This window comes from Pseudorhodoferax sp. Leaf267, from assembly GCF_001422405.1.
In the GTDB taxonomy this organism is placed as follows: Bacteria; Pseudomonadota; Gammaproteobacteria; order Burkholderiales; family Burkholderiaceae_C; genus Pseudorhodoferax.
The window spans coordinates 153,180-179,057 of sequence record NZ_LMMV01000023.1 but is presented as its reverse complement, the minus strand read 5'-3'; the positions used below and the strand labels follow the sequence as shown (position 1 = coordinate 179,057).

Here is a 25,878-nt window from a genome sequence, read left to right as displayed (position 1 = left end):
GCCGCCATGCTGTGCATCGACGACCTGAGCGAGCTGCGGCTGGACTACGCGCCCGTCGCGTTTATCGTGCGCGAGGCCACGGCCGGCTGGGAGCGCGACGAGGCGCACGCGCTGCGCCGCGCGGTGTTCTGCATCGAGCAGGGCATCTTCGCGGGCGACGACCGCGACACCATCGACGGCCATGCGCAGCTGCTGGTGGCCATGGCATGCATCGCCGGCATGCCCGAGCAGGTGGTGGGCACGGTGCGCATCCACGCCGATCGGCCCGGCCTGTGGTGGGGCTCGCGGCTGGCCGTGCACCCGGCCTTTCGCAGCCAGGGCCATTTGGGCGCCACGCTGATCCGGCTGGCCGTGTCGCGCGCCCATGCGCAGGGCTGCACCGCCTTCCGCGCCCACGTGCAGATGCAGAACGTGCCGCTGTTCGAGAAGCTGCACTGGCAGGCCCTGGGCCAGACGGCGGTGCACGGCCGCGCGCATGCCGTGATGGCGCCGGACCTGGCGCACTACCCGCCCTGCCACGACGCAGCCAGCGGCTTCGTGTCGCGGCGCAGGAGCGCGCCATGCACCTGACCGAGATCGTCACCGCGCTGCGCACCAGCCGCGGCTTCGCGCACAAGCGCGACATCGGCGACATCGTGGCGGCGCTGGGCACGGCCCTGCCCGGCGGTGCGGGCGACCTGGCGCAGGCCGTGCCGGTGGGCGACGACTGCGCGGCCATCCCCGACGGCCAGGGCGGCTACCTGCTGCTGGCCATCGAGGGGCTGGTCGAGGACTTCATCGAGCGCATGCCCTGGTTCGCCGGCTACTGCAGCGTGATGGTCAACGTGAGCGACATCTACGCCATGGGCGGGCGGCCCACGGCCGTCGTCAACGCGCTGTGGAGCCACGGCATGGACCCGGCCGCCGACATGCTGCGGGGCATGGCCGCGGCCTCGGCGCGCTACGGCGTGCCTATCGTCGGGGGCCACAGCAACAACCGCAGCGCGCGGCCGCAACTGGCCGTCGCCATCCTGGGCCGCGCGCAGCGCCTGCTCACCAGCTTCGACGCGCGGCCGGGCGACCGGCTCGTGATGGCCGTGGACCTGCGCGGCGCCTACGAGGAGCCCTTCCCGTACTGGAACGCCTCGACCACGGCCCCGACCGAGCGCCTGCGCGGCGACCTGGCGCTGCTGCCCGCGCTGGCCGAGGACGGCCTGTGCAGGGCGGCCAAGGACATCAGCATGGCCGGCGCCATCGGCACGGCGCTGATGCTGCTGGAATGCTCGGGCGTGGGCGCGACCATCGACCTGGACGCGATCCCCAGGCCGGCGGGCCAGCCGCTGCTGCGCTGGCTGCACGCGTTCCCGAGCTACGGCTTCGTGCTGAGCGTGCGGCCCGGCGACGTGGACGCGGTGCTGGCGCGCTTCGCAGCGCGCGACCTGGCGGCCGCGGTGGTCGGTGATGTCGACGACACGCGGGCGCTGCACCTGGCGCAGGGCGGCGAGCACGCGCTGCTGTGGGACCTGCAGCGCGACAACTTCATCTGCGCGCCCGGGCCGCGGGAGCTGTGCGATGCCTGAGCGCTACACCACCGCGCCGCTGCGCATCGCGCTGCTCACGCATTCGGTGAACCCGCGTGGCGGCGTGGTCCACACCATCGAGCTGGCCCATGCGCTGCACGACGCCGGCCATGCCGTCACCGTGCTGGCCCCCGCCACGCCGGGCCAGGCCTTCTTTCGCCCTCTGCGCTGCGCAAGCGCGCTGGTGCCGGTGGCGGCGGCGGCGGCGGCGGCGGCGCAGGGCATGGTGGAGATGGTGGGCAACCGCATCGATGCGTTCACTACGCACCTGGCGGCGCTGCTGCAGCGCGAGAGCTTCGACGTGCTGCACACGCACGACCCCATCGGTGGCAACGCGCTGGCCACGCTGGCCGAGCGCGGGCTGGCCCAGGGCTTCGTGCGCACCGTGCACCACCTGGAAACCTTCGCGCAGCCGCAGCTCATGGCCTGGCAGGCGCGCGGCTTGCGCGCGGCGCGGCAGGTGTTCTGCGTGAGCCGGCTGTGGCAGCAGACCCTGGCGCGCGAGCACGGCGTGGCCGCCGACGAGGTGGCCAATGGCGTGGACAGCGCGCGCTTTTCCGACATCGCGCAGCCGCAGGACGCGGCCCTGGCACAGCGCCTGGGCGTGCACGTGGGCGCGCCCGTGGTGCTGGCGGTCGGCGGCATCGAGGCGCGCAAGAACACCCTGCGCTTGCTGCAGGCCTTCATCGCGCTGCGCGCCCAGCGGCCCGGCGCGCAGCTCGTCATCGCGGGCGGCGCCAGCCTCCTGGACCACGCGCCCTACGCGCGCGAGTTCCACGCGCTGGCGCGGGCGGCCGGCCTGGCCCATGGGCCGGGCCAGCCCGTCGTCATCACCGGCCCGCTGGCCGACGCCGACATGCCCGCGCTGTACCGCCTGGCCGACGTGGTCGCGATGCCCTCGCTGAACGAGGGCTTCGGCCTGGTCGTGCTGGAGGCGCTTGCCAGCGGCGTGCCGGTGGCCGTGTCGCGCATCGCGCCGTTCACCGAATACCTGCTCGATGGCGACTGCAGCTGGGCCGACCCGTTCGACCCGGCATCGATCGCCCACGCGCTGTCGCACGCGATCGACCGGCGCTCGCCCCGGCGCATCGCCAGCGCGGCCGCGCGGCTCGGCGCGCGTTTCAGCTGGGCGGTGTCGGCCGCCCGGCACAGCCTGCTGTACCGGCAGGGCATCGCGGCCGCGCGCCGCGGCCTGGCCACCACCGCCTGAAAGAGAACCACGATGCCCGTCATGCACTTTCGCGTCCGCTGGCCCGACCAGACCGAGACGCGCTGCTACTCGCCCTCGCTGGTCGTGGCGGACTTCCTCACGCCCGGCACGGCCTACCCGCTGTACGACTTCACCGCCCGTACGCGCGAGGCGCTGGGCATCGCGTCAGAACGCGTGCGCGCCAAGTACGGCTTCGCGTGTTCGCAGGCCATGGACCAGCTGGCCGAGATCGAGGCCCGGGCTGCGCTGTTCGCAGGCGCGGCAGGCGCCACGGTCACCGTCGTCGCGTTCGACTGAACGCCCACCCCTTTCCCGGAGCCCACCATGTCTTACCTCTCGCCCGTCGACCCCTCCATCACGCACTACAGCGTCGTCATCGTCGGCGGCGGCCAGGCCGGCCTGTCGCTGAGCCATTGCCTGCAGCAGCGCGGCGTGGACCACCTCGTCGTCGAAAAGCGCAGCCTCGTGCACGCCTGGCGCACGCAGCGCTGGGACTCGTTCTGCCTGGTCACGCCCAACTGGCAGTGCAACCTGCCGGGCTGGCCCTACACGGGCGACGATCCGCACGGCTTCATGGTCAAGGACGAGATCAACGCCTGGCTGGCGGGTTTCGTGGCCCAGGTGCGCCCGCCCGCGCTCGAAGGCGTGACGGTGGAGAAGATCTCGCGCGTGGGCGAGGCCGACCGCTACACGGTGGACACCAGCGCCGGCCGGTTCACGGCGGGCCAGGTGGTCGTGGCCTCGGGCGGCTACCACAAGCCCGTGGTGCCGCGCATGGCCGAACGGCTGCCGGCTTGCGTCACGCAGTACCACTCGGCGCAGTACCGCAACGCCGCCCAGCTGCCGGCCGGCGCCGTGCTGGTGGTCGGCTGCGGCCAGTCGGGTGCGCAGATCGCCGAAGACCTGCACCTGGCCGGCCGCCAGGTGTTCCTGGCCACGGGCAACGCGCCGCGCTGCGCGCGCTTTTACCGCGGCAAGGACGTGGTCGACTGGCTGGCCGACATGCACTACTACGACATGCCCGTCACGCAGCACCCGCTGCGCGAGGGCGTGCGCGACAACACCAACCACTACGTGACCGGGCGCGACGGCGGGCGCGACATCGACCTGCGCCGCTTCGCGGCCGAGGGCATGCAGCTGTACGGCCAGCTCACCGGGCTGGACGGCGACACGCTGCAGTTCCAGTCCAACCTGCGCGAGCACCTGGACCATGCCGACGCGATCTTCAACGGCATCAACGCCTCGATCGACAAGTTCATCGCGGCCCAAGGCATCGACGCGCCGCCCGGCGGCGTCTACGAACCGGTCTGGCAACCCGCGGCCGAGCGCACCACGCTGGGCCTGCGCGCGGCCGGCATCAGCAGCGTGGTGTGGTGCATCGGCTTCCTGCCGGACTTCGCCTGGGTGGACGCGCCGGTGTTCAACGGCCGTGGTGAGCCGGTGCACCTGCGTGGCGTGACGCAGCAGCCGGGCCTGTACTTCCTGGGCCTGCCCTGGCTGCACACCTGGGGCTCGGGTCGCTTTTCCGGGGTGGCGCGGGACGCCGAATACCTTGCGCAACAGATCGTGCGCCTGGGCGGGTTGGCCGATCAGCCCGTTGTGGCAACAGCGACAATCGAGCTGCGCGCTGCGTAAGCAACTGATTGGGACGCTGAGAATGTAATTTCTGTTGCATTACTCAGCCGCTCCCAATATCCCTATGGGCTCGGGTATTTCCGGCACGCATGCCGGGTGAATCGGTTACGGTAGCGGCGTCGTGCGCCATGGCGCACCAGTGCAAGCATTCTGGAATCAGAAGTCGGCCAGACGGTCAGAATCGTCTTGTTGCAATCACCAGCACATGCCAACTGATTGCATACGATCATCTGCCGTCGACGAGCGCGCGCACGATTTTCCGTGGTGTCGTCACCGCACAAGCGTTTGTACAAATCTCCGGGATTCCGGGGCGCGACGCCCGCACCAGGGCTTCAATGAAACCGGACACAACAAACACTCTGACGACCGAATTCATGCAGCTGTCCTATTACAAAGATTCCCGAGGTAATTTTGGTGACGACCTGAATCCCTGGGTCTGGTACAGCCTTTATCCGGAGCTGTTCCAGGAGCGCGGCCGCGGTACGATTTTGGGCATCGGCACGCTGATCAACGACCGCACGCGTATTCCAGGGCCGGTGTATGTGTGTGGCTCTGGCACGGGATATTACGGAGCCCCGCCACCCGAGGCCGGCTGGAATTACGTTTTCGTGCGCGGCCCGAAAACGGCGGATTATCTGGGGCTGTCGCCGGATTTTGCGATCACCGACCCGGCCATTCTGGTCTCCGAACTGGTGCCCAAACGGCCCAGCCAGACCTCGATGGTGTCTTATATGCCGCACCATGTCAGCGCCTACCAGGCAGACTGGGCCGAGGTATGCCGCCAGGTGGGCCTGACCTATCTGGACCCGACGGCCGATATCCACCAGACCATTTTGCAAATCTCCAGAAGCAAATTCGTGATTGCCGAGGCCATGCACGCGGCCATCGTGGCCGATGCCTTGCGCGTGCCCTGGATGCCGGTGCGTGCCTACCAGCACATTCTCGAATTCAAATGGCAGGACTGGTGCGCGTCGCTGAAGATGGCCTATGCGCCCGAGGATCTGCCGGAGCTGTGGGATATCGAGCCGTTCAGCAACAAAAAGGAACTGTTCAAGAGCGCGATCAAAAAAGGCCTCATCCGCCTGGGCATGGACGCGAAAAGCTGGACCCCGCCCCTGCCCACCAACAACCGGCAGCAGGTCTGGCAATCGGTGCTCGACAAACTCACGCAGCTCAAGAATGCGCCCACGCTGTACTTGAGCGATGCGCGTGTGCAGGACGACGCCAAGCGCCGCCTGATGGAGACCATGGACGCGTTCTCGGCCCGCATGGACCTGGCCGGGCCACTGCCGCCCGAAGTGGCTGCGCCCGTGGCGCCACCCCGCGCCACGCCGCACGCCGGCGGGCAGCCTGCCGCTGCTTTTCTCGCGTCCTGATGGTGCGCTCGGCCATCACGGGCCGCACCGCCACCGCCCCGGGCGCCACCAGCCGCGCCAGCAGCCCGGCGCCGGCCCGCGCCAGGTTCTGATCCAGCTGCGCACGGCGCACGGCCGTCCAGGCCACGGGCTGCGGCACGCCTTCGCCTGCCATGCACAATCGCCCACCCCCTGAACGGACGCGCACCTGCGCCTTGATGACCACCATGACGACCACCCGCCCCCACGCCCAGCGGCTCGACGAACTGACGCAGGAGATCGGCACGGCGACGGCACAGGCACGCGGCGGCGCTGCGCGCCAGCCGGTCTCCGTCGTGGGGCGCATCGACCAGACGGCGGTGGCGTTCAACATCTTCACGAGCCTGCTGCACAGCGACGGCATCCGCGCCGCGCTGTACGCGGTGCTGCGCCAGTCGGACTACCGCTTCCTGGGCATCTTCCGCTTCAAGGACGGCAAGGCCACGTCCTGTGTGCATGTCGACCGCGAGAATCTGGCCATCACGCAGGCCGACGAAGTGCCCGACACGGCAACCTACTGCTCGTTCGTGCGCGGCAGCATGAAGCCGTTCGCCACGGCAGACGCCGCATCGGACCCGCGCACCCTGGGCCACCCGGCGCGCGACGTGGTCCTGGCCTACTGCGGCATTCCGATCATGGAATCGGACGGCACGCTGATCGGCACGCTGTGCCACTACGACGTGGTGCCGCGCGACCCGGAGCAACTGAACCTGGACCTGCTGGTGCAGGTGAGCAGCGCGCTCGCCCAGCCCGGGCTGGTGCCGCCCTACCCGGACCTCGCAAGACCGCCAGCCTGTTGAGGGCAGCCCCCGCTGGTCAGCGGGCGGCCGCGGTGCCAAGATCGCCGCTCCCACCAAGGAGCACAGCATGCACAGCAAGAACACCCTTTGCCTGTGGTACGACGGCACCGCGCTGGACGCCGCCACCTTCTATGCCGCCACCTTCCCCGACAGCGCGGTCGGCGCCGTGCACCACGCGCCGGGCGACTTCCCCTCGGGCCACCAGGGCGATGTGCTGACGGTCGAGTTCACCGTGGCCGGCATCCCCTGCCTGGGGCTGAACGGCGGGCCGGCCTTCCATCACAGCGAGGCCTTCTCGTTCCAGATCGCCACGGACGACCAGGCCGAGACCGACCGGTTGTGGAACGCGATCGTGGGCAACGGCGGCCAGGAAAGCGCCTGCGGCTGGTGCAAGGACCGCTGGGGGCTGTCGTGGCAAATCACGCCGCGCGCGTTGACCGACGGCATGGCCGACCCGGACCGCGCCGCGGCCAAGCGGGTGTTCGAGGCGATGATGACCATGCGCAAGATCGACATCGCCGCCATCGAGGCAGCGCGCCGCGGCGCGGGCTGAGGCCGCGCTGCGGGCACGGCGCGCCATCCGACAGGCCGGTACGCGCCGCAGCGGGGACAAATGTGCACCCGTGCCGACGCCGGAACGGGAATCCGTCACTGACGGCCGGGGCCTGCAGCGCGCATGCTGCAGGCAACCGGAGTTGCGCCATGACATGCATCGCCTGCGGCCGAGAAGGCCATTGCTCGTCCAGTTGCCCGCACCAGCTGTGGAGATGGGCCACGCCCGCGCCGGTGCCGCCGGCCCCGGCCGCCCAGCCCGCGACGCCGCGGCGCCCACCTGCGGCCGCATCGCACCTGCGCATCGACAGCCATGACCGCGCGCTGGAGGCCTGGACGCACTTCGCCTGAGGCCGAGGTGCTGGCCCCGGCCTACTCTCACGCCTGCTCGCGCCCCAGGTAGGCCCCTGCCGCTTCGAGCTGCTGCTGCAGCGCCGGCACCGACACATCGCGCGGGCGCACCCCGGCCTGCAACGCCAGCGCCGCGGCCGTGCCGGCCGCCTGGCCCATGACGAAGCAGGCGCCCGACACGCGCGCCGCCGACTGGCCCATGTGCGTCATCGAGGCGCAGCGCCCCGCCACCAGCAGGTTGTCGACCTGGCGCGGCAGCAGCATGCGGTAGGGCAGGTGGTTGAAGCCGCGGCAGTGCGGGATGTCCTGCCACTTCAGCGCGATGGTGCCGGCCACGTGCTCCTCCACCATCCAGCCGTTGACGCCGATGCTGTCCTCGAAGCTCGCGCACTGCAGCACGTCGGCCTCGGTCAACTGGTAGTCGCCCACGATGCGGCGTGTCTCGCGCACGCCGACCTGCGGCGCGATCTCCAGGATGTAGGAGTTCTCGAAGCCTGGCGCCGACGCGCGCAGGAACTGGAAGAAGTCCACGATCTGGCGCCGGCCCTGCACCTCGGCGTCGCTGAGCTGCGCGGCGTTCGTGCCGTCCACCGGGCTGCCGTCGGCATTGGACAGCTGGGTCACGTTGGCGCGCCACTCCGCAGGGTTCTTCTGCGGCCGAATGATGGGCATCTTGCGCGGGAACTTGCGGCCCTTCTTCTCCGCCTCTTCCATGAGCTGGCCGAAGCGGTTGTAGGCATCGCCCGCCACGGCGGCGTCCACGCCGTTGACGCGGAACATGGTGGAGGGATACATCATGTCGTGCCCGCCCGTGCCCTTCTCGAACGGTGCGCCGGCATGGGCGGCCAGGTCGCCGTCGCCCGAGCAGTCGATGAAGGTCCGGGCCAGCACGGCGAAGCGGCCCGACTTGGTCTCGATCAGCGCCGCGCGGATGCGCCCCGGCCCGTCCATCGACACGCCGACCAGCGTGGCATGGAACAGCAGCCGGGCGCCGCTGCCCAGCACCAGGTCATCGGCCGCGACCTTGAGCGCCGCGTTGTCGTAGGCCTGCGCGGCGATCCGGTCGGCAAAGATCCGATGCGGCGCGTTCAGCCCCCCCAGCGCGTCGATGCGCGCGAGCAGCTCGTCGGCCACGCCATGCACGACCTGCTGGATGCTGCCGTGCACATTGGCATGCAGGCCGCAGAAGTTCGTCACGCCGGCCGCCGTGCCCATGCCGCCCAGGAAGCCGTAGCGCTCGATGAGCAGCGTGGCCTGGCCACCGCGCGCCGCAGCAGTGGCCGCGGCGATGCCGGCCGGGCCGCCGCCCAGCACGACCACGTCGTAGGCGCCCCACACGGGCGTGTCGCGGCTCGGCTCGTTCAAGGTGCGGGGTGCGGTCTCGTGCATGGGCGTGCCTGGCGGTGGTCGGGGCCGACATGCTAGTCGCCTCCGGCGACGGCGTGTTCTCCCACACGCGCGGTTTGCGCAGGCCGATACATTGGCCGCTGCGCCTACCGACACTGGACGCACCTGCCGGCCGGCCTACGCACAGGCTTGCAGCCCTGCACCCATGGCCCCGCGAGACGAATCGACACATATGCCTTCGGCCCGACGTTCCGCACCGGCCTTGACGACGCAGATCACGGCCCTGTTCGGTCTGCTGGTGGGCGCGCTGGCCGTCGTCCTCGCACTGATCTTCGGCGACCTCGTGCGCCAGGAGTCCGTCAAGCGCAGCGCGACGGAACTGGACGTCATCGCCAGCAACGCAGCCAAGCTGCTGGCCGAGGGCCTGGTCGAGCGCAGCCGAGAGATCGAGGTGCTGACGCGCTCGCAGGCGCTGTGGCAGGACGGGCTGGACTCGCCCGCCGTCGTCGCGCTGCTCGGGCGCCTGCGCGCCGTCAGCCCCAACAGCCTGTGGATCGGCGTGGCCGACGCCCAGGGCGTGGTGCGCGCCGCGACCGGCGACCTGCTGCTCGGCGAGAACGTGGCGGCGCGGCCCTGGTTCAGCGGGGGGCGCCAGGGCCTGTATGTGGGCGACGTGCACGCGGCCGTGCTGCTGGAGGCCAAGCTGCCCGCGCCGGCCAGTGGCGACCCGCTGCGCTTCCTGGATTTCGCGGCGCCCATTCGGCGCGACGGTGCACTGCTCGGCGTGCTGTGCGCCCACGTGAGCTGGGACTGGGCGCGCCAGGCGATTGCGCGCATCCTGCCCGGCAATGCGGGCGAGCGGCAGCTGGAGATCTTCATCTTCGACCGCGCCGGCGAGCTGCTCTATGCGCCGGGCGGCCGCACCACCGCGCTGCGCGCGGCACAGCAACGGCTGCCGACGGCGCGGCGCCTCGACGTGGACCGCGACGACGCGCCGGCCGAGATCGTGGCCTGGCAGGACGGCGAGCGCTACCTCACGGCCGCTGCCTTGCTGCAGCCGGACGCCAGCGTGGCCGCGCTCGGCTGGCACATCGTCGCGCGCGAGCCGCTGGCCCAGTCGCTGGCGCCGCTGCGCGGCGCGGTGGAGATCGCGTTCGGCATCGGCTGCCTGGTGGCGCTGCTGGCCTGCGGCGCCGCATGGCTGGGCGCGCGCAGGCTCGGCCGCGACCTGCGCCATGTGGCGCGGGCCGCCGAAGAGGTCGAGGCGCGCCGCGCGGGCGCCACGATCCCGGTGTTGACCAGCAGCCGCGAGGTGCTGGCGCTGTCCGGCTCGCTGCACCGCATGACGCAGCGGCTGCTGGCCGCCAATGAAGAGATGGAGCGGCAGGTGCGCCAGCGCACGGCCGACCTGGAGCAGGCCAACCGCGCGCTGGAACTCATGGCGCGCAACGACCCGCTGACCGGCGTGCTGAACCGGCGCGGCCTGCATGCGCAAGGTGCATCCCTGTTCGCGCTGGCCCGGCGCAGCGGCCGGCCACTGAGCCTGCTGATGCTGGATGCCGACCACTTCAAGGTCGTCAACGATCTGCACGGCCACGCCATCGGCGACGCCGTGCTGCAGTTCCTGGCCAACTGCCTGCGCGCCCGCCTGCGCGGCACCGACGTCATTGCGCGCTGGGGTGGCGAGGAGTTCGTCGTGCTGCTGCCCGACTCGTCGCTCGCGCAGGCGCAACAGATCGCCGAGGAACTGCGCCAGGCCATCATGGCGCACCAGCACGGCGCCTGGGGCCGCATCACAGTAAGCATCGGCGTGGCTGAATCGTCGCTGGCCGACGCCGGGCTGGAAGACCTGGTGCACCGCGCCGATGAGGCCCTGTACCTGGCCAAGGACCGGGGCCGCAACTGCGTCACGGTGGCCGGGGCACTGGCCTAGCAGGCTTCTGGCTAGACGATGGACGACGGATGCCGGGCCAGCGCCGTGACCGTGATCTGCATGAACGGGAACAGCGGCAGCTTGCTGAGCGTGTCGTGCAGCGCGTCGTTGCTTTCCACGTCGAACACGCTGTAGTTGGCGTACTCGCCGACCACCCGCCACAGGTGCGGCCATTTGCCCTCGTGTTGCAGGCGTTGCGAATACGCCTTCTCCTCGGCCTTGATGCGCGCGGCCTCTTCGGGTGCGAGCGTGGACGGGATGTTGACGATCATGTGGACGAGGTACAGCATGGGGTGGCCTTTCGGGTCAGGAAGCGGTTGCGAGAAATCGAAGCACGGCCTGGTCGAACGCCTGCGGCGCCTCCAGGTTGGACAGGTGCGACGCTGGCACCACGGCCAGCTGTGCGCCCGGGATGCCGGCCTGCATGGCCTGGGCGTCGGCCACCGTGGTCACAGGGTCCGATGCACCAGCCAGCAGCAGCGTGGGCGTGGTGATGCGGTGCAGGTCGCCGCGCAGGTCGGATGTGGCCAGCGCCTCGCAGCAGGCCGCGTAGCCTTGCGGTGCGATGCCGGCGATCCAGCCTTGCGCGCGTTCGACGGTGGCCGGCTGTGCGGCCACGAAGTCGGCGCTGAACCAGCGGCCGGGCGACGATGCGGCCAGGGTTTGCATGGCGGCCTGCCCGCCTTCGCGCACCATCGCGGACCGCTCGTTCCAGCCTTGGGCCGTGCCGATCAGGGCAGCGCTGTTGCACACGGCGATGGCATTGAAGCGGTGCCCCGCATGCACGCCCAGCCACAGGCCGGTGTGGCCGCCCATCGAGATGCCGCAGAAGGCAGCCCGTTCGATGTCGAGTGCATCCACCACGGCCAGCACGTCCTGCCCCAGGTCGGCAAAGCTGTACGGCCCCGGCGTGACCGGGCTGCCACCGTGGCCGCGCGTGTCGTAGCGGATCAGCCGGTGGTCCTTCGAGAACGCAGCGACCTGCGGGTCCCACATCTCAAGCAGGGTGCCCAGCGAGTTGGACAGGATCAGTGCGGGCGCGTGCGGATCGCCGTCCACGCTGACACAGAACGTGCCGCGTGCCGTGGTCAACGGTACCGGCGCCGAAGGCTTGGCCTGTGGCATGTCCAGTCTCCTTTTAAATGCGTTCGACGATCAGCGCGATGCCCTGGCCCACGCCGATGCACATGGTGCACAGCGCATAGCGGCCACCCGTGCGGTGCAGTTGCTGGACGGCGGTGGTCACCAGGCGTGCGCCGCTGGCACCCAGCGGGTGGCCCAGCGCGATGGCGCCGCCCTGGGGATTCACACGCGCATCGTCGTCGGCCAGGCCCAGCTGCCGCAGCACGGCCAAGCCCTGCGAGGCGAAGGCCTCGTTGAGCTCGATCAAGTCCATCTGCGCCAAGGCCAGGCCGGTCTGCGCCAGCACTTTCTGCGTGGCGGGCGCGGGGCCGATGCCCATGATGCGCGGGGCCACGCCGGCCGTGGCCATGCCGACCACGCGGGCGAGCGGCTTCAGGCCATGCCGCCTGGCTGCCGCCTCGCTGGCCAGCAGCACGGCGCAGGCACCGTCGTTGACGCCGCTGGCGTTGCCCGCCGTCACGGTGCCGCCCGGCCGCACGACCGGCTGGAGCCTGGCCAGCGCTTCGAGTGTGGTCTCGCGCGGATGCTCGTCCACGCTCACCAGCAGCGGCTCGCCTTTGCGCTGGGGTACCGCCACCGGCACGATCTCGGCGGCCAAGTAGCCGGCTTTCTGCGCCGCGGCGGCCTTGGCCTGGCTGCGCCAGGCGAACAGGTCCTGGTCCTCGCGCGAGACCTTGAAATCATCGGCCACGTTCTCGGCCGTCTCGGGCATGGCGTCGACACCATGCAGCGCCCTCATCTTCGGGTTGACGAAGCGCCAGCCGATGGTGGTGTCCTGGATGGAGTTGGCGCGCGAGAACGGCGATTCGGCCTTGGGCACCACGAACGGCGCGCGGCTCATGCTCTCCACGCCGCCGGCGATCATGAGGCCGGTCTCGCCCGACTTGATGGCCCGCGCCGCGATGCCGATGGCGTCCATGCCCGAGCCGCACAAGCGGTTCACCGTGGTGCCCGGCACCTGCAGCGGCAGGCCGGCCAGCAGCAGCGACATGCGGGCCACGTTGCGGTTGTCTTCGCCGGCCTGGTTGGCGCAGCCGAAGACCACGTCGTCGACGGCGCTCCAGTCGGCCTCGGGGTTGCGCTCGGTCAGCGCCTTGAGCACCACGGCGCCCAGGTCGTCGGGCCGCACGGAGGACATCGCGCCGCCGTACTTGCCGAAGGGGGTGCGCGTGGCGTCGCAGATGTACACGGGTTCGGTCATGGCTTTTCTTTCGTGGCGGGGGCGGGCGGGGCAATGGGCAGGCCCACGATGCGCTCCAGCGCTTCGCGGCTCAGCCCTTCGACGGCATCGACCAGTTGCAGGCCGCGCGGTGTGCACGCAAAGGTGGCCAGGTCGGTGTAGATGCGCTTGACGCACGCCAGGCCCGTCAGCGGGTAGGTGCAGCGCTCGACGATCTTGCTGGCGCCCTGCTTGGTCAGTAGGTCCATCATCACCCAGGTCTGCTTGGCGCCGATGGCCAGGTCCATGGCGCCGCCCACGGCCGGGATGGCGCCGGGCTCGCCGGTGCTCCAGTTGGCCAGGTCGCCCCGGGCCGACACCTGGAAGGCGCCCAGCACGCAGATGTCCAGATGCCCGCCGCGCATCATCGCGAAGCTGTCGGCATGGTGGAAGTAGGCGCCACCGGGCAGCAGCGTGACGGGCTGCTTGCCGGCGTTGATCAGGTCGTAGTCCTCGCTGCCCGCAGCGGGCGCGGCGCCCATGCCCAGGATGCCGTTCTCGCTGTGCAGGATCACCTCGCGCCCGGCCGGCAGGTGGTTGGCCACCAGCGTGGGCTGGCCGATGCCCAGGTTGACGACGGCGCCGTCGAAGATGTCCAGCGCCACGCGCGCGGCAAGCTGGTCCTTGGTGCGGCGTTGGTAGTGCGTGATCATGCTCATGCTGCCTTCTTGAAGCCGCCGGCCTGGGTGGCCACCCGGTCGATGCGGACGATCTTGTGGACGAAGATGCCGGGCGTGACGATGGTCTCCGGGTCCAGCGCGCCCAGGTCCACGATGTCGTGCACGGTGGCGATGGTGCGCCGCGCGGCCATGGCCATCACCGGGCCGAAGTTGCGCGCGGCCTTGCGGTAGACCAGGTTGCCCCAGCGGTCGCCCGTTTCGGCCTTGATCAGGGCCACGTCGCCGTGGATGGGGACCTCCAGCACGTAGGGCTTGCCGTCGATCACGCGCGTCTCGCGGTCGCCTGCGAGTTCTGTGCCGAAACCCGTGGGGCAGAAGAAGGCGCCGATGCCGGCACCGGCCGCGCGGATGCGCTCGGCCAGGTTGCCCTGCGGCACGAGTTCCAGCTCCAGCTTGCCTGCGCGGTACAGGCCGTCGAACACCTGGCTGTCCGCCTGCCGCGGAAAGCTGCAGATGATCTTGCGCACGCGGCCGGCCTGCAGCAGCGCGGCCAGGCCCACGTCGGCATTGCCGGCGTTGTTGTTGACGACGGTGAGCTCTTTCGCGCCCTGCGCGATCAGGCCGTCGATGAGTTCATTGGGAATGCCGGCCGTGCCGAAGCCGCCGATCAGGACGGTGGCGCCGTCCTGGATGCCGGCCAGGGCCTCGGCGACCGAATGGGCGATCTTGTTGATCATGGAAGCGTCTCTTTCGTTATTTCGCGGCCACCGCGGGCATCACGGGTACCACGGCAGCGTGCGCCTGCGCGGCACGGCCGTGCTGGATGCAGAACACCGCGACTGCGGCAACCACCGCCGGCAACGCGATGGCGAGGAAGTTTTGTTCCAGCGGCAAGGCCATGGCGACCAGGCTGCCGATCACGATGGGCGCCAGGATGGCGCCGCTGCGGCCCACGCCCGAGGCCCAGCCGATGCCGGTGGAGCGCACGGCCATCGGGTAGTACTGGCCGACATAAGCGTAAGTGACGATCTGCGTGCCGATGGTGGACGCGCCCGCCAGGCCGACCAGCAGGAACAGCACCTCGGTGGGCACCGGGTAGCCCAGCAGGCTGATCGACACCGCGGCCAGCAGGTACATGCCGACCAGCACGTACTTGATGTGGAAGCGGTCGGCCAGCCAGCCGCCGCCGATGGCACCGAACATGCCGCCGAAGTTCAGCACCAGCACGAAGGTCAGCGCCGAGCCCAGCGTGTAGCCGGCGCCGGCCATGAGCTTGGTCAGCCACGAGCTCAGCGCGTACACCATGAACAGGCACATGAAGAACGCGACCCAGAACATCACGGTGCTGAAGCCGCGGCCGTCCTGGAACAGCTTGCCGATGGGCGCGCCCGCCGCGCGGTCCTGCTGCGGCAGGTCGAACGAGTCGCCAGCCTGCGGCCGGTAGCTCGGGTCCAGCCGGGCGGCGATCGCCTGCAGCCGCGCCTTCTGCCCGGTCTTGATCAGGTAGGGCATGGACTCGGGCATGGATTTGAGGATCACCGGGATCAGCAGCACCGGCAGGCCCGCGGCCAGGAACACCGACTGCCAGCCATAGCTCTCGATCAGGCCCTTGCCCACCACGGCGGCCAGCATGCCGCCGACCGCATAGCCGCTGAACATCAGCGTGACCATGGTGCTGCGGATCTTGCGCGGCGCGTACTCGGTCATCTGCGCCACCACGTTCGGCATCACGCCACCAATGCCCAGGCCCGCCATGAAGCGCATCACGCTGAAGCTGACCGGGTCGCTGGTGAAGCCCGCCGCAGCCGTGAACACGCTGAACAGTGCGACGCAGATCGCGATGGCGCGGCGGCGGCCGATGCGGTCGGCAATCGTGCCGAGGAAGATGGCGCCGAACATCATGCCGAACAGCGCCGAGCTGACCATGAAGCCCGCGTTGGTGGGGCTCACGCCCATCTCCTTCATGATGGACGGCAGCGCGATGCCGGCCACGGCCAGGTCGTAGCCGTCGAAGATGATGATCAGCGCGCACCAGAGCAGCACGCCCCGGTGGAAGCCATTGAACCTGGCGTTGTCCGCCAGTTTGTGCAGGTCGATGTGGTTCATGTCTTGCCTCTGTGTAGGTGTTTTTTTCAGCCTTGGTCACCGCCGGCGACGGCCAGGACCGAGCCGGTGATGTACGAGGATTCGTCGGACGCGAGGAACAGGATCGGGGCCACCTGCTCGTCAATCGTTCCGTAGCGGTGCATCAGGCTCGAATCCTTGGTCTGGTCGATCACGCCCTGGTACCACTGCGTCTCGATGGCCGTCGGCGCGCTCGCCGGTGCCTGGTTGCGCGGCACGCGGCGCGGTGGCGCGTCGGTGCCGCCGGGGGCCGTGGCGTTGATGCGGATGCCATTGCGCGTGTGCTCCATCGCCAGCGATGCGGTCAGTGCGTTCACGCCGCCCTTGGCCGCCGAGTACGGCACGCGGTGCACGCCGCGCGTGGCCACCGACGACACGTTGACGATCACGCCCTGCTGGCGCTCCACCATGTGCGGCAACACCGCACGGCAGCACCACAGCGTGGGGAACAGCGAGCGGCGGATCTCCGCCTCGATCTGCTGCTCTTCGTAGTGCTCGTAGGGCTTGGCCCAGATCGTGCCGCCCACGTTGTTGACCAGCACGTCGACGCGGCCGAAGCGCGCCAGGCATTGGGCGACCACATGCTGCGCGCCGGCGTAGGTTTCCAGGTCGGCCTGCGCAGCATGCGCTGCACCACCGGCTTCGCGGATCTGCGCCACCACCTCGTCCACGATGTCGGAGCGGTCCACGGCCAGCACCTGGCCGCCTTCGGCCGCGATGCGCAGCGCCACGCCCTGGCCGATGCCCTGGGCCGCGCCGGTGACCAGCACGACCTTGCCTTCAAATCGTTGTGCGCTGCTCATGCCGCCCCCGCTGTGTTGGGCGTGAACTTCTCGTAATGGAAGCTGGCCGGCACGATGCCCTCGGCCTTGAAGCACTTCTGCACCGCGTCCACCATGGGCGGCGGGCCGCACAGGTACACATCCACATTGCCGGCATGCAGCACCTGCGCAGGCATGTGCTGCGTCACGTAGCCCTGCTGCGGATGCGTGGTCTGCGGGTCGGCCACGCAGGTGCCGTAGGTGAAGCCGGGGATGCGGCGGGCGTATTCGGCCAGCCGGTCCACCATCACCAGGTCCTGGTCGCGCGTGACGCCGTAGATCAGGTGCACGGGTTGCGTCAGATCCTGCTGCGCGAGGACTTCGAGCATGGACAGGAACGGCGCCAGCCCCGTGCCGCCCGCCAGGAACAGCATCGGCCGCGTGACGGCGCGCAGATAGAAGGTCCCCAGCGGGCCGGTCATCTGCAGCGGCTGCCCGGCCTGCGCGCTGCCGAGCCAGCCGCTCATCAGGCCGCCGGGCACCTGCTTGATCATGAACGTCATGCGCCGGCTGCCCGGCGCCGAGCTGAACGAGTAGGAGCGGTGCTGGCCGCTGCCCGGCACGTCGATGTTGACGTACTGGCCCGGCAGAAAGACGGGCGCCTCGGCCGGGATGTCCAGCACCAGCTCGTAGGCGGCGTCGCTGAACGCCGTGACCTCGCCCACCGCCGCCGCGAACTGCGCGGTGCCGGTCTTGCACGCGGTGGACGGCACCGGCACGGCGATCACGCAGTCGGACTTCGGCACCATCTGGCAGGTCAGCACCAGGCCTTCGGCTGCTTCATCGGCCGTGAGCGCCTCGTCGATGTAGTCGTCGCCCAGGTCGTACTTGCCGTTCTCGGCGCGGCACTTGCAGGTGCCGCACACGCCGTCGGAGCAATCCATGGGCAGGTTGATGCGGTTGCGGAAGGCCGCGTCCAGCACCTTCTCGTTGGCGCCGCAGTCGACGAAGCGGGTGACCCCGTCCTCGAAGTTCAGCGCAATGTGGTAGTGGGTGGTCATCGTGTGTCTCCTTCAATCTCAGTGGTTCGGGCCCGCTCGCCAGCGTCAAGGCATAACACCGCGTCGCAAGCCGATGCTCCGAAGGCCGCGGAGCAGGCCATGCCAGCGGACGCCGCGGAACGGGCTCTGCCCGGCCGCTGGCGGCGCCCCTGGAGGGGGATGGGATGTCTACACGCAGTGAGACATCCAAACGGGGTGGTCCTGTTTCAGAGGTGGTAGATGTCCACGACCTGGCTGATGTAGTCGTCCTTCAGCACGACCTTCTTGCGGGCGATCCGGTAGCCGGCGTCGCCGCCCTTACGCAGCGTGACGAACATCGTGCCGAAGTAGTGGTCGGTCTTCTTGTAGCGGTGGCTCAGCGTGTGGAAGTTGTAGCGAACGTCCACGGCGTCATCGCGCTCGGCCAGCACTTCCACATTGGCCAGCATGTGGTTGGTGCGCGGCTCGGGCATGGACGCGCTGGAGCGCTCGGTCTTGATGCGGAACACGCGGTCTTCCAGCCCGTTGCGGTTGGGGTAGTAGATGAGCGAGATCTGGCTGTGCGGGTCGTCGGTGAGCTGGTCGTCGTCGTCCCAGGCGGGCATCCAATACTCGCAATCGGGCGCGTAGAGCTGGAGCCATTCCTCGAACTGGCGGTCGTCCAGGTGGCGTGCCTCGCGGTACAGGAAGGCGCTGATGGCTGCAAGGTTCGTAGTCATGCTGCGCCTCCGATCCGCTGTGCCTGACTGAACGTCGCGCTGTCGGCGCCCGTGCTGCATTCGCTGGGCCGATCCCCGCAAGCGGGGCCCCTCGTCCTCGCGCTCAGGTGCAGCGCCCCTTCGCGTTCTTGCTGTACGGCCTTGCGCATGGCCTTGGCCCAGTAGTCGTGCTGGCAGACGAACAGGCCTTCGTCTTCGCTGCGCGCCCCGCTGATCAGGGGCTTCATGCCCATCTTCACGGCGTTCTCGTCCGCGCCCTCGACCCACAGCGGCGCGCCGCGGCTCAGGTCGTTCCAGGGCGCGGCCTTGCCGGCATAACCCGTCTGGCACGAGCGGAACTCTTCCAGGTCATCGGCCGTGCCCATGCCGGACACGTTGAAGAAGTCCTCGTACTGGCGGATGCGCACGGCACGGTCCTCTGCGCTCTCGCCCTTGGGCGCGAAGCAGTAGATGGTGATCTCGGTCTTGTCCACGCTGATCGGCCGCGTCACGCGGATCTGCGTGGAGAACTGGTCCATCAGGTACACGTTGGGGTACAGGCACAGGTTGCGCGTCTGGCCGACGATGAACTCGGCCTTGGTCTCGCCCAGGCGTTGCTTGAGCTCCTCGCGGCGGCTGTAGACCGGGCGCACTTCCGGGTTCATGGTCTTGGTCCACAGCAGGATGTGGCCGTTCTCAAAACCGTAGACGCCGCCCACGCTCTTGCTCCAGCCGGCCGCGTCCACGGCCTTGGTGCCGCCCTCGGCGCGGCGGCCCATGGTGGCGGCGTAATTCCAGTGCACGGAGCTGACGTGGTAGCCGTCGCTGCCGTTTTCCATCTGCAGCTTCCAGTTGCCGTCGTAGGTGTAGGTCGAATTGCCGCGCAGCACTTCCAGCCCGTCAGGCGCCTGGTCGACGATCTGGTCGATGATGACCTTGGTCTCGCCAAGGTAGTCGTCCAAAGACTGCACGTCGGCATTCAGGCTGCCGAACAGAAAGCCCTTGTAGCTTTCGAAGCGCGCCACCTTCTTGAGGTCGTGCGAGCCTTCCTTGTTGAACTGGATGGGGTACTCGGTCGTCTTCTCGTCCTTGACCTTGAGCAGCTTGCCGGTGTTGTTGAAGGTCCAGCCGTGGAAGGGGCAGGTGAAGCTGCCCTTGTTGCCGTGCTTCTTGCGGCACAGCATCGCGCCGCGGTGGGCGCAGGCGTTGATCACGGCGTTCAGTTTGCCGTCCTTGCCGCGTGTGATGACGATGGGCTGGCGGCCGATGGTGGTGGTGAAGTAGTCGTTGATCGCGGGGATCTGGCTCTCGTGCGCCAGGTAGACCCAGTTGCTTTCGAAGATGTGCTTCATCTCCAGCTCGAACAGTGCGGGGTCGGTGAAGATGTCGCGGCGGCAGCGGTAGATGCCAGCCTCCTTGTCGTCCTGCAGGGCGCTGTCGAGCAGCTTCTCGACATCGGCGTAGGCGGCGGCGGGTGCGGTCGTGTGCATGGTGAGGTCTCCTTGGGGTGAGGTCATCCCCCACGACGCACGTCGCGGTTCTGACCAACGGGAATGGGGCTGGCTGGTGCTGCGGCTGCATGCGCCGCAGGCAGGCCGCGCTCAGGCGCTCAGGCTGCCAGGCGGGGGCGGTCGACGATCTGGTTGTCCACGCCCTTCACGAGTGCGCTCAACCGGATGTCGAACACGATTTCGGCGAAGGGCGCGCTCTGGCCGTGGGCGCGCAGGCTGGCTTCGTCGCTGCGCTCGACCAGCGCTGGCACCAGGCCCTCACGCGTGGCATACGCGAAGTCGTCGAACACCAGCGGGTCTCCATCGATGTTGATCTGCGTGGTCAGCTTGCGGTGGCCTGGAGCACTCACGAAGAAGTGGATGTGCGCCGGGCGGTTGCCATGGCGGCCGAGCTGGTTCAGCAGCGCCTGCGTGGGGCCGTCCGGCGGGCAGCCGTAGCCAACGGGCACGATGCTCTGGAACTTGTAGCGGCCCTGGGCGTCGGTCACGATGGTGCGGCGCATGTTGAAGGGCTGTTGCTCGCCGGTGGGGTCGAAGTGCGAGTAGAAGCCCTTGGTGTTGGCATGCCAGACCTCCACCGTGGCGTTGGGCAGGGGCTTGCCGTTGGCTGCAAAGACGGTGCCGTGCATGACCAGCGTGTGGCCGGCCTTGTCGCTGCCGTCGTCCAGCCGCGCATAGCCCTGCGCCACCGGAGCGCCGGCCACGTACAGCGGGCCTTCGATGGTGCGCGGCGTGCCGTTCTCCACGCCCAGCGCGGCGTCTTCGGCGTCCATGCGCATGTCGAAGTAGCGGTCCAGGCCCAGGCCAGGGGACAGCAGGCCGGCCTCGCCGCGCGCGCCCAGCTGGTTCAGGTAGGCGATGCCGGCCCAGTATTCGTCGGAGGTGATGTCCAGGTCGTCGATGGCCTGGAACAGGTCGGACAGGATGCGGTGCACGATCCTCTTGGTGCGGGCGTTGCCGCCCGGCTGGTCCAGGCCGCTGGCCAGGCGCAGGAAGTCTTGCACTTCGGTGGATTGGGCAATGTGAACGCTCATGGGGAGTCTCCGTTTCGTGGGGGTGGGGTCAGGTAAAAAAGTGGCCCAGTTCAGGCCAGGGATGTGGCGGCCGGGCCGACGCTGGTGCGCTTGCGGTCGCGGCGGAAGTGCGCGACACGGTCCTCGTCCAGCACGATGCCCAGGCCGGGCAGCGTGGGCACGCTGAGGTGGAAGTCGCTGTAGTCCAGCGGCTGGGCCAGGATCTCCTCGGTCAGCAGCAGCGGGCCGAACAGCTCGGTGCCCCAGCGCAGTTCGCGGAAGGTGGCGAACACATGGGCCGAGGCGATGGTGCCGACCGCGCCCTCCAGCATCGTGCCGCCGTACAACTCGATGTGGGCCGCATCGGCGATGGCTGCGACACGCTGGGCGGCCTGCAGGCCACCGGACTGCTCGGTCTTGATGGCGAACACGTTGGCACCGGCCGCGCGGGCCAGGGCGAAGGCGCTCTCGGGGCCGACCAGGGATTCGTCGGCCATCACCGCGATCGGGTACTTGCCGGTCAGCCGGGCCAGCGCGTCGATGCTGGCCACGGGCTGCTCGACCAGCTCGCAGCCGGCGTCCACCAGGCCGGCCAGGCCGTGCTGGGCGTCCAGCTCGGTCCAGGCCATGTTCACGTCGACGCGCACCGAGGCTGTGTCGCCCAGCGCCTTCTTGATGGCGGCCACATGCGCCACGTCCTCGCGCACGGCGCGGCGGCCGATCTTGAGCTTGAAGATGTTGTGGCGGCGCAGGGCCAGCATGCGCTGGGCTTCGTCGATGTCCTTGCCGGTGTCGCCGGAGGCCAGTGTCCAGGCCACCGGCAGACGGTCGCGCAGCCGCCCGCCGAGCAGCTCGGAGACAGGCAGGCCGGTGCGGTGGCCCAGCGCGTCGAACAGCGCGGTCTCGACAGCGCACTTGGCGAAGCGGTTGTCGCGGAACGCGGTGTACAGGCGGTGCATCAGCGCGGGCACGCGGTTCGCGTCGGCGCCGATGAGCTGGGGCGCGAAGTAGGTGTCGATGGCCAGCTTCATGCCCTCGGGCGACTCGGCGCCGTAGGCCAGGCCGCCGATGGTCGTGCCCTCGCCGATGCCCACCGTGCCGTCGGAGCAGCGGATGCGCACCAGCATCAGCGTCTGCCCGTTCATGACGGCCATCGACAGTTTGTGCGGGCGGATCGTCGGCAGATCGACCAGCATCGTCTCGACACGTTCGATGACGACGGGGCCGGTGGCAGTGGGGTGGCAGGCAGTATGTTGCATGGGGTCTATTGGACAGATGCAGTTGCTTGCCGGCCAACACCATATTCATCTGATGCAATACCTATTAGGTATCATGTGCCAGTTTTTCCATGAAAAACAACGGCTTGGAGATCCACCCGTCACTTTGCACATGGTTTTCCCCTATGGATCTGCGTCAACTCCGGTACTTCGTGGCGGTGGCCACCACCAGAAACTTCACGCGCGCAGCCGAGCAGATGCACATCGCGCAGCCGCCGCTCAGCCGCCAGATCCAGTTGCTGGAAGAGGAGCTGGAGGTGCAGCTGATCCAGCGCAACAGCCGCCCGGTGCGCCTGACCGAGGCCGGGCGTTTGTTCTACGAGCAGTCGCTGCAGGTGCTGCAACGGGTCGACCAGATGAAGACCACGGCGCGGCAGGCGAGCCGCAACCAGCGCCAGTCCATCTCCATCGCCTACGTGCCGTCCACGCTGTACGGCGGGCTGCCGATGGTGGTGCGCATGTTTCGCCAGCGCTTCCCGGACACCGACGTGCACCTGGTCGACATGGGGTCGATCCAGCAGATCAGCGAGCTCAAGTCCGGCCGCATCGACCTGGGCTTCGGCCGCATCCGCAGCACCGACAACTCCGTGGCGCGCACGGTGCTGCGCGAGGAGAGGCTGGTGCTCGCCATCCCGCCGGCCTGGCCGCTGGCGGCCCAGGCGGGGCCGGTGCAGCTCAAGGACCTCGCACAGCACAAGCTGGTCGTGTTCCCCAAGGAGCCGCGCCCCAGCTTCGCCGACGAGGTGCTGGGCATGCTGCACGAGCAGGGCGTCAAGCTGGTCGAAGTCCACGAGGTGCGTGAACTGCACGCCGCGCTGGGCCTGGTGGCGGCCGAGGTGGGGTTGTGCATCGTGCCGGCCGCCGCGCGCTTGCGCAGCGACCTCGTCTACCGGCTGATCGCCGACGAGCAGGCGACCTCGCCCATCATCCTGAGCCACCGGCTGCACGACGATTCGTGGTACATCGCCGCGATCAAGCAGCTCATCGTCGAGATGTATGCCCAGAACCCGCTGTGGCTGGACTTCAAGACCAACGCCTTCCCGACCGGCCTGGCGACGGGGACGGCATCCGCGTCCGCCGACGCCTTGAAATAGCCGGCCTGGCCGTCCGCGAGATTGCTTGTGCGCAGCGGGCGCGTGAGACGCCCGAATTCTGCAGCGGGCCGATCACTCCACCGTCACGCTCTTGGCCAGGTTGCGCGGCTTGTCCACGTCCGTCCCGCGCGCACAAGCCGTGTGGTAGGCCAGCAGCTGCAGCGGCACCACGTGCAGCAACGGCGACAGCGCACCGTAATGCTCGGGCATGCGGATCACGTGGATGCCTTCGCCGCTCTCGATGCGCGTGTCGCCATCGGCCAGCACATACAGCACGCCGCCGCGTGCGCGCACTTCCTGCATGTTGCTCTTGAGCTTCTCCAGCAGCGCGTCGTTGGGCGCCACAGTCACCACGGGCATGGCACTGGTCACCAGGGCCAGCGGGCCGTGCTTGAGCTCGCCGGCGGCGTAGGCTTCGGCGTGGATGTAGGTGATCTCTTTCAGCTTGAGCGCGCCTTCCAGTGCAACCGGGAAGTGCAGGCCGCGGCCCAGGAACAGCGCGTTCTCCATCTTCGCGAAGTCTTCGGCCCAGGTGATGATCTGCGGCTCCAGCGCCAGCACGGCCTGCAGCGCCACGGGCAGGTGGCGCATGGCCTTCAGGTGGCCCTGCTCCTCGTCCTCGGTCAGCCGGCCCTTGGCCTGGGCCAGTGCCAGCGTGAGCAGGAACAGGCCGGCCAGCTGCGTGGTGAAGGCCTTGGTGGAGGCCACGCCGATCTCCACGCCGGCGCGCGTGATGTAGGCCAGCTTGCACTCGCGCACCATGGCGCTGGTGGCCACGTTGCAGACGGTCAACGTGTGCTCCATGCCCAGGCTTTGCGCGTGGCGCAGCGCGGCCAGCGTGTCGGCAGTCTCGCCGCTCTGGCTGATGGTGACGACCAGCGTGCGCGGGTCGGGCACGGAGTCGCGGTAGCGGTATTCGCTGGCGATCTCGACCTGGGTGGGAATCTTCGCGATGCCTTCGAGCCAGTACTTGGCCGTGCAGCCGCTGTAGTAGCTGGTGCCGCAGGCCAGGATCAGCACGCGGTCGATCTCCTGGAAGACACGGTGCGCGCTGGCGCTGCGGCCCTGCTCGTCTGGCTGGCCATCGAACAGCTCGGGCACGATGCCGGCCACGCCTTCCAGCGTGTCGGCAATGGCGCGCGGCTGCTCGAAGATTTCCTTCTGCATGTAGTGCCGGTACGGGCCCAGCTCGGCCGCGCCGCTGTGCGCCAGCACGGTCTTGACGGGGCGGGTGACGGGCTTGTGCGCCTTGTCGACGATCCAGTACTTGCCCAGTTGCAGGTCGACCACGTCGCCTTCGGCCAGGTAGACGATCTGGTCGGTCACGCCGGCCAGGGCCATGGCGTCGCTGGCCAGGAAGTTCTCGCCGCCCTCCTTGCCCACGCCCAGGATCAGCGGCGAGCCGGCGCGTGCGCCGATCACGCGGTGCGGCTCGTCCTTGGCGAACACGGCGATGGCATAGGCGCCGTGCAGCTGGCCGATGGCGGCCTTCACGGCCTCGAACAGGTCGCCGTCGTACAGGCTGTCGACCAGGTGGGCGATGACCTCGGTGTCGGTCTGGCTCGTGAACACGTAGCCCTTGGCCTGGAGCGCCGCGCGCAGCTCGTCGTGGTTCTCGATGATGCCGTTGTGCACGAGCGCGATGCGGCCGGGGCGCTCGCCTGCGTCCGCGCCCGTGCCGTGGCTGAAGTGCGGGTGGGCGTTGTGCACGGCCGGCGCGCCGTGGGTGGCCCAGCGCGTGTGGGCGATGCCGGTGCCGCCCTCGATCTCGTCGTGCCGCACCTGGGCCATGAGCTCGGCCACGCGGGCCGTGCTGCGTGCGCGCTGCAGGACGGCGCCGCGCGCCGTGCCCAGGCTGCCCGCGTGGATGGCCACGCCGCAGCTGTCATAGCCGCGGTACTCGAGCCGCTGCAGGCCCTGGACCAGGATGGGAACGATGTTTCGTTTGGAAACTGCACCGACGATGCCGCACATGGAGATCTCCCTCTGAACAAGTGGGCGCGATCGTAGGCGAGGGCGTGAGATATTTATGGTCAAAAATTCACATCATTCGGAATTAGATTTCTCCAATCCAGTGCATCGATCAAATATTTCATGGATGATGGAAAGATGGAATCAATCGACATAGACACCATCGATATTCGATTGCTCGACGCCCTGCAGCGCGATGCATCGCAAAGCAACCTGGCGCTGGCCGAGGCCGTGCACGTGTCGCCGCCCACCTGCCTGCGGCGCGTGAAGCGGCTGGTGGACGCGGGCCTGGTCGAGCGGCAGGTGGCCATCCTGTCGGCCGACCGGCTGGCGCCGCTGATCGGCCACGGGCTGACCGCGCTGGTCGAGATCACGCTGGACCGGCAGGACGCCGAGCAGCTCGCCGCATTCGAGGCGCGCGTGGTGCTGGACGACGCCGTGCAGCAGTGCTACCGCGTCTCGCCGGGGCCGGATTTTTGCCTCGTGGTGCACGCGCGCGACATGCCGGGCTACCTGGCGCTGGCCGAGCGCCTGTTCACCAGCGATGCGAACGTGCGCAACGTGAAGGCGTTCTTCAGCCTGAAGCGGGCGAAGTTCCAGACGCTGTTGCCGCTGCCGGCCTGATG

The 25,878-nt window shown here is 69.1% G+C and carries 26 protein-coding genes and 1 pseudogene; 12 read left to right on the top strand and 15 right to left on the bottom strand.

The window, feature by feature from the left end; all coding sequences use genetic code 11:
- Positions 1-6: 6 nt before the first annotated feature.
- From ASF43_RS22810 to ASF43_RS22790, 5 genes are read left to right on the top strand one after another with little or no spacing between them, the layout of a single operon-like run.
- The gene (locus ASF43_RS22810) at positions 7-570 is read left to right on the top strand and encodes an MSMEG_0567/Sll0786 family nitrogen starvation N-acetyltransferase (RefSeq protein ID WP_056186187.1); all 564 of its coding nucleotides are present in this window, start codon (positions 7-9) and stop codon (positions 568-570) included.
- On the top strand, positions 561-1,559 hold the full coding sequence (locus ASF43_RS22805; RefSeq protein WP_156373474.1) for a sll0787 family AIR synthase-like protein: 999 nt from the start codon (positions 561-563) through the stop codon (positions 1,557-1,559). The genes ASF43_RS22810 and ASF43_RS22805 overlap by 10 nt, the downstream gene beginning before the upstream one ends.
- Positions 1,552-2,769 carry an MSMEG_0565 family glycosyltransferase gene (locus ASF43_RS22800; RefSeq protein WP_056186185.1) on the top strand — a complete coding sequence of 406 codons (1,218 nt, stop codon included), beginning with the start codon at positions 1,552-1,554 and terminating at the stop codon, positions 2,767-2,769. The genes ASF43_RS22805 and ASF43_RS22800 overlap by 8 nt, the downstream gene beginning before the upstream one ends.
- A 12-nt stretch (positions 2,770-2,781) precedes the next feature.
- Positions 2,782-3,066 (top strand): MSMEG_0570 family nitrogen starvation response protein, encoded by a 285-nt coding sequence (locus tag ASF43_RS22795; RefSeq protein ID WP_056186182.1) that lies wholly within the window; start codon positions 2,782-2,784, stop codon positions 3,064-3,066.
- Between the two features lie 27 nt (positions 3,067-3,093).
- On the top strand, positions 3,094-4,404 hold the full coding sequence (locus ASF43_RS22790; RefSeq protein WP_056186180.1) for an MSMEG_0569 family flavin-dependent oxidoreductase: 1,311 nt from the start codon (positions 3,094-3,096) through the stop codon (positions 4,402-4,404).
- A gap of 226 nt (positions 4,405-4,630) precedes the next feature.
- Here ASF43_RS22790 and ASF43_RS31285 read toward each other — a convergent pair whose 3' ends face one another.
- Positions 4,631-4,780 carry a hypothetical protein gene (locus tag ASF43_RS31285; protein WP_162241849.1) on the bottom strand — a complete coding sequence of 50 codons (150 nt, stop codon included), beginning with the start codon at positions 4,778-4,780 and terminating at the stop codon, positions 4,631-4,633.
- Between ASF43_RS31285 and ASF43_RS30090 the strand changes: the two genes are divergently transcribed.
- The 4 genes from ASF43_RS30090 to ASF43_RS30940 all read left to right on the top strand — a co-directional run bounded on the left by ASF43_RS30090 (position 4,779) and on the right by ASF43_RS30940 (position 7,501).
- Positions 4,779-5,780: a polysaccharide pyruvyl transferase family protein gene (locus ASF43_RS30090; RefSeq protein WP_162241848.1), complete on the top strand. Its 1,002-nt coding sequence runs from the start codon at positions 4,779-4,781 to the stop codon at positions 5,778-5,780. The two genes, ASF43_RS31285 and ASF43_RS30090, sit on opposite strands and share 2 nt — an antisense overlap.
- Before the next feature lie 206 nt (positions 5,781-5,986).
- Entirely contained in the window at positions 5,987-6,598 is a 612-nt protein-coding gene (locus ASF43_RS22780; protein WP_156373473.1) for a GAF domain-containing protein, read from the top strand.
- A 67-nt stretch (positions 6,599-6,665) separates the two neighbouring features.
- Positions 6,666-7,151: a VOC family protein gene (locus ASF43_RS22775; protein WP_056186171.1), complete on the top strand. Its 486-nt coding sequence runs from the start codon at positions 6,666-6,668 to the stop codon at positions 7,149-7,151.
- A gap of 149 nt (positions 7,152-7,300) precedes the next feature.
- Positions 7,301-7,501 carry a hypothetical protein gene (locus tag ASF43_RS30940; protein WP_156373472.1) on the top strand — a complete coding sequence of 67 codons (201 nt, stop codon included), beginning with the start codon at positions 7,301-7,303 and terminating at the stop codon, positions 7,499-7,501.
- A 27-nt stretch (positions 7,502-7,528) separates the two neighbouring features.
- On the opposite strand, the gene ASF43_RS22770 is transcribed toward ASF43_RS30940, so the two are convergent.
- On the bottom strand, positions 7,529-8,890 hold the full coding sequence (locus ASF43_RS22770; RefSeq protein ID WP_056186167.1) for an FAD-dependent oxidoreductase: 1,362 nt from the start codon (positions 8,888-8,890) through the stop codon (positions 7,529-7,531).
- 190 nt (positions 8,891-9,080) lie between these two features.
- Between ASF43_RS22770 and ASF43_RS22765 the strand changes: the two genes are divergently transcribed.
- On the top strand, positions 9,081-10,781 hold the full coding sequence (locus ASF43_RS22765; RefSeq protein ID WP_056186164.1) for a sensor domain-containing diguanylate cyclase: 1,701 nt from the start codon (positions 9,081-9,083) through the stop codon (positions 10,779-10,781).
- An 11-nt stretch (positions 10,782-10,792) separates the two neighbouring features.
- On the opposite strand, the gene catC is transcribed toward ASF43_RS22765, so the two are convergent.
- The 12 genes and pseudogenes from catC to ASF43_RS22705 all read right to left on the bottom strand — a co-directional run bounded on the left by catC (position 10,793) and on the right by ASF43_RS22705 (position 22,169).
- The gene (gene catC / locus ASF43_RS22760) at positions 10,793-11,071 is read right to left on the bottom strand and encodes a muconolactone Delta-isomerase (RefSeq protein ID WP_056186162.1); all 279 of its coding nucleotides are present in this window, start codon (positions 11,069-11,071) and stop codon (positions 10,793-10,795) included.
- Positions 11,072-11,087: 16 nt separating this feature from the next.
- Positions 11,088-11,906 carry a 3-oxoadipate enol-lactonase gene (pcaD, locus tag ASF43_RS22755; protein WP_056186159.1) on the bottom strand — a complete coding sequence of 273 codons (819 nt, stop codon included), beginning with the start codon at positions 11,904-11,906 and terminating at the stop codon, positions 11,088-11,090.
- A gap of 13 nt (positions 11,907-11,919) precedes the next feature.
- Positions 11,920-13,125, bottom strand: coding sequence for a 3-oxoadipyl-CoA thiolase (pcaF, locus tag ASF43_RS22750; RefSeq protein WP_056186156.1), 1,206 nt, complete (start codon positions 13,123-13,125; stop codon positions 11,920-11,922).
- Entirely contained in the window at positions 13,122-13,802 is a 681-nt protein-coding gene (locus tag ASF43_RS22745) for a 3-oxoacid CoA-transferase subunit B (RefSeq protein WP_056186153.1), read from the bottom strand. Before ASF43_RS22745 ends, pcaF begins: the two co-directional genes overlap by 4 nt.
- Complete coding sequence (locus ASF43_RS22740; protein WP_056186152.1) at positions 13,799-14,500, bottom strand: 3-oxoacid CoA-transferase subunit A; 702 nt, start codon at positions 14,498-14,500, stop codon at positions 13,799-13,801. The genes ASF43_RS22745 and ASF43_RS22740 overlap by 4 nt, the downstream gene beginning before the upstream one ends.
- A gap of 16 nt (positions 14,501-14,516) precedes the next feature.
- A complete protein-coding gene (locus ASF43_RS22735; protein WP_056186149.1) occupies positions 14,517-15,869 on the bottom strand; it encodes an MFS transporter in 1,353 nt (450 codons plus the stop codon).
- A 26-nt stretch (positions 15,870-15,895) separates the two neighbouring features.
- Complete coding sequence (gene benD / locus ASF43_RS22730; protein WP_056186146.1) at positions 15,896-16,690, bottom strand: benzoate diol dehydrogenase BenD; 795 nt, start codon at positions 16,688-16,690, stop codon at positions 15,896-15,898.
- Positions 16,687-17,709, bottom strand: coding sequence for a benzoate 1,2-dioxygenase electron transfer component BenC (gene benC / locus ASF43_RS22725; protein ID WP_056186145.1), 1,023 nt, complete (start codon positions 17,707-17,709; stop codon positions 16,687-16,689). The genes benD and benC overlap by 4 nt, the downstream gene beginning before the upstream one ends.
- A 206-nt stretch (positions 17,710-17,915) precedes the next feature.
- Entirely contained in the window at positions 17,916-18,407 is a 492-nt protein-coding gene (gene benB / locus ASF43_RS22720) for a benzoate 1,2-dioxygenase small subunit (protein ID WP_056186142.1), read from the bottom strand.
- A gap of 110 nt (positions 18,408-18,517) precedes the next feature.
- Positions 18,518-19,876, bottom strand: a pseudogene (locus ASF43_RS22715) (Rieske 2Fe-2S domain-containing protein); the annotation flags it as partial.
- A 119-nt stretch (positions 19,877-19,995) separates the two neighbouring features.
- A complete protein-coding gene (gene catA, locus ASF43_RS22710; protein WP_056186139.1) occupies positions 19,996-20,931 on the bottom strand; it encodes a catechol 1,2-dioxygenase in 936 nt (311 codons plus the stop codon).
- Between the two features lie 50 nt (positions 20,932-20,981).
- The gene (locus tag ASF43_RS22705) at positions 20,982-22,169 is read right to left on the bottom strand and encodes a muconate/chloromuconate family cycloisomerase (protein ID WP_056186137.1); all 1,188 of its coding nucleotides are present in this window, start codon (positions 22,167-22,169) and stop codon (positions 20,982-20,984) included.
- A gap of 143 nt (positions 22,170-22,312) precedes the next feature.
- Here ASF43_RS22705 and ASF43_RS22700 point away from each other — a divergent pair, with 143 nt between their 5' ends.
- Positions 22,313-23,281: a LysR family transcriptional regulator gene (locus tag ASF43_RS22700; RefSeq protein ID WP_056186134.1), complete on the top strand. Its 969-nt coding sequence runs from the start codon at positions 22,313-22,315 to the stop codon at positions 23,279-23,281.
- Between the two features lie 72 nt (positions 23,282-23,353).
- Here ASF43_RS22700 and glmS read toward each other — a convergent pair whose 3' ends face one another.
- The gene (gene glmS / locus ASF43_RS22695; RefSeq protein ID WP_056186131.1) at positions 23,354-25,255 is read right to left on the bottom strand and encodes a glutamine--fructose-6-phosphate transaminase (isomerizing); all 1,902 of its coding nucleotides are present in this window, start codon (positions 25,253-25,255) and stop codon (positions 23,354-23,356) included.
- A 135-nt stretch (positions 25,256-25,390) separates the two neighbouring features.
- On the opposite strand from glmS, the gene ASF43_RS22690 reads away from it, so the two are divergent.
- Positions 25,391-25,876 (top strand): Lrp/AsnC family transcriptional regulator, encoded by a 486-nt coding sequence (locus tag ASF43_RS22690; protein ID WP_056186128.1) that lies wholly within the window; start codon positions 25,391-25,393, stop codon positions 25,874-25,876.
- The last annotated feature ends 2 nt before the right edge of the window (positions 25,877-25,878 follow it).

What these genes read in the sequence shown, in the direction of transcription:
- ASF43_RS22810 (WP_056186187.1), top strand. Translation starts at nt 7, where the DNA reads ATGCTGTGCATCGACGACCTGAGCGAGCTGCGGCTGGACTACGCGCCC.
- ASF43_RS22805 (WP_156373474.1), top strand. Translation starts at nt 561, where the DNA reads ATGCACCTGACCGAGATCGTCACCGCGCTGCGCACCAGCCGCGGCTTC.
- ASF43_RS22800 (WP_056186185.1), top strand. Translation starts at nt 1,552, where the DNA reads ATGCCTGAGCGCTACACCACCGCGCCGCTGCGCATCGCGCTGCTCACG.
- ASF43_RS22795 (WP_056186182.1), top strand. Translation starts at nt 2,782, where the DNA reads ATGCCCGTCATGCACTTTCGCGTCCGCTGGCCCGACCAGACCGAGACG.
- ASF43_RS22790 (WP_056186180.1), top strand. Translation starts at nt 3,094, where the DNA reads ATGTCTTACCTCTCGCCCGTCGACCCCTCCATCACGCACTACAGCGTC.
- ASF43_RS30090 (WP_162241848.1), top strand. Translation starts at nt 4,779, where the DNA reads ATGCAGCTGTCCTATTACAAAGATTCCCGAGGTAATTTTGGTGACGAC.
- ASF43_RS31285 (WP_162241849.1), bottom strand. Translation starts at nt 4,780, where the DNA reads ATGAATTCGGTCGTCAGAGTGTTTGTTGTGTCCGGTTTCATTGAAGCC.
- ASF43_RS22780 (WP_156373473.1), top strand. Translation starts at nt 5,987, where the DNA reads ATGACGACCACCCGCCCCCACGCCCAGCGGCTCGACGAACTGACGCAG.
- ASF43_RS22775 (WP_056186171.1), top strand. Translation starts at nt 6,666, where the DNA reads ATGCACAGCAAGAACACCCTTTGCCTGTGGTACGACGGCACCGCGCTG.
- ASF43_RS30940 (WP_156373472.1), top strand. Translation starts at nt 7,301, where the DNA reads ATGACATGCATCGCCTGCGGCCGAGAAGGCCATTGCTCGTCCAGTTGC.
- ASF43_RS22770 (WP_056186167.1), bottom strand. Translation starts at nt 8,890, where the DNA reads ATGCACGAGACCGCACCCCGCACCTTGAACGAGCCGAGCCGCGACACG.
- ASF43_RS22765 (WP_056186164.1), top strand. Translation starts at nt 9,081, where the DNA reads ATGCCTTCGGCCCGACGTTCCGCACCGGCCTTGACGACGCAGATCACG.
- catC (WP_056186162.1), bottom strand. Translation starts at nt 11,071, where the DNA reads ATGCTGTACCTCGTCCACATGATCGTCAACATCCCGTCCACGCTCGCA.
- pcaD (WP_056186159.1), bottom strand. Translation starts at nt 11,906, where the DNA reads ATGCCACAGGCCAAGCCTTCGGCGCCGGTACCGTTGACCACGGCACGC.
- pcaF (WP_056186156.1), bottom strand. Translation starts at nt 13,125, where the DNA reads ATGACCGAACCCGTGTACATCTGCGACGCCACGCGCACCCCCTTCGGC.
- ASF43_RS22745 (WP_056186153.1), bottom strand. Translation starts at nt 13,802, where the DNA reads ATGAGCATGATCACGCACTACCAACGCCGCACCAAGGACCAGCTTGCC.
- ASF43_RS22740 (WP_056186152.1), bottom strand. Translation starts at nt 14,500, where the DNA reads ATGATCAACAAGATCGCCCATTCGGTCGCCGAGGCCCTGGCCGGCATC.
- ASF43_RS22735 (WP_056186149.1), bottom strand. Translation starts at nt 15,869, where the DNA reads ATGAACCACATCGACCTGCACAAACTGGCGGACAACGCCAGGTTCAAT.
- benD (WP_056186146.1), bottom strand. Translation starts at nt 16,690, where the DNA reads ATGAGCAGCGCACAACGATTTGAAGGCAAGGTCGTGCTGGTCACCGGC.
- benC (WP_056186145.1), bottom strand. Translation starts at nt 17,709, where the DNA reads ATGACCACCCACTACCACATTGCGCTGAACTTCGAGGACGGGGTCACC.
- benB (WP_056186142.1), bottom strand. Translation starts at nt 18,407, where the DNA reads ATGACTACGAACCTTGCAGCCATCAGCGCCTTCCTGTACCGCGAGGCA.
- catA (WP_056186139.1), bottom strand. Translation starts at nt 20,931, where the DNA reads ATGAGCGTTCACATTGCCCAATCCACCGAAGTGCAAGACTTCCTGCGC.
- ASF43_RS22705 (WP_056186137.1), bottom strand. Translation starts at nt 22,169, where the DNA reads ATGCAACATACTGCCTGCCACCCCACTGCCACCGGCCCCGTCGTCATC.
- ASF43_RS22700 (WP_056186134.1), top strand. Translation starts at nt 22,313, where the DNA reads ATGGATCTGCGTCAACTCCGGTACTTCGTGGCGGTGGCCACCACCAGA.
- glmS (WP_056186131.1), bottom strand. Translation starts at nt 25,255, where the DNA reads ATGTGCGGCATCGTCGGTGCAGTTTCCAAACGAAACATCGTTCCCATC.
- ASF43_RS22690 (WP_056186128.1), top strand. Translation starts at nt 25,391, where the DNA reads ATGGAATCAATCGACATAGACACCATCGATATTCGATTGCTCGACGCC.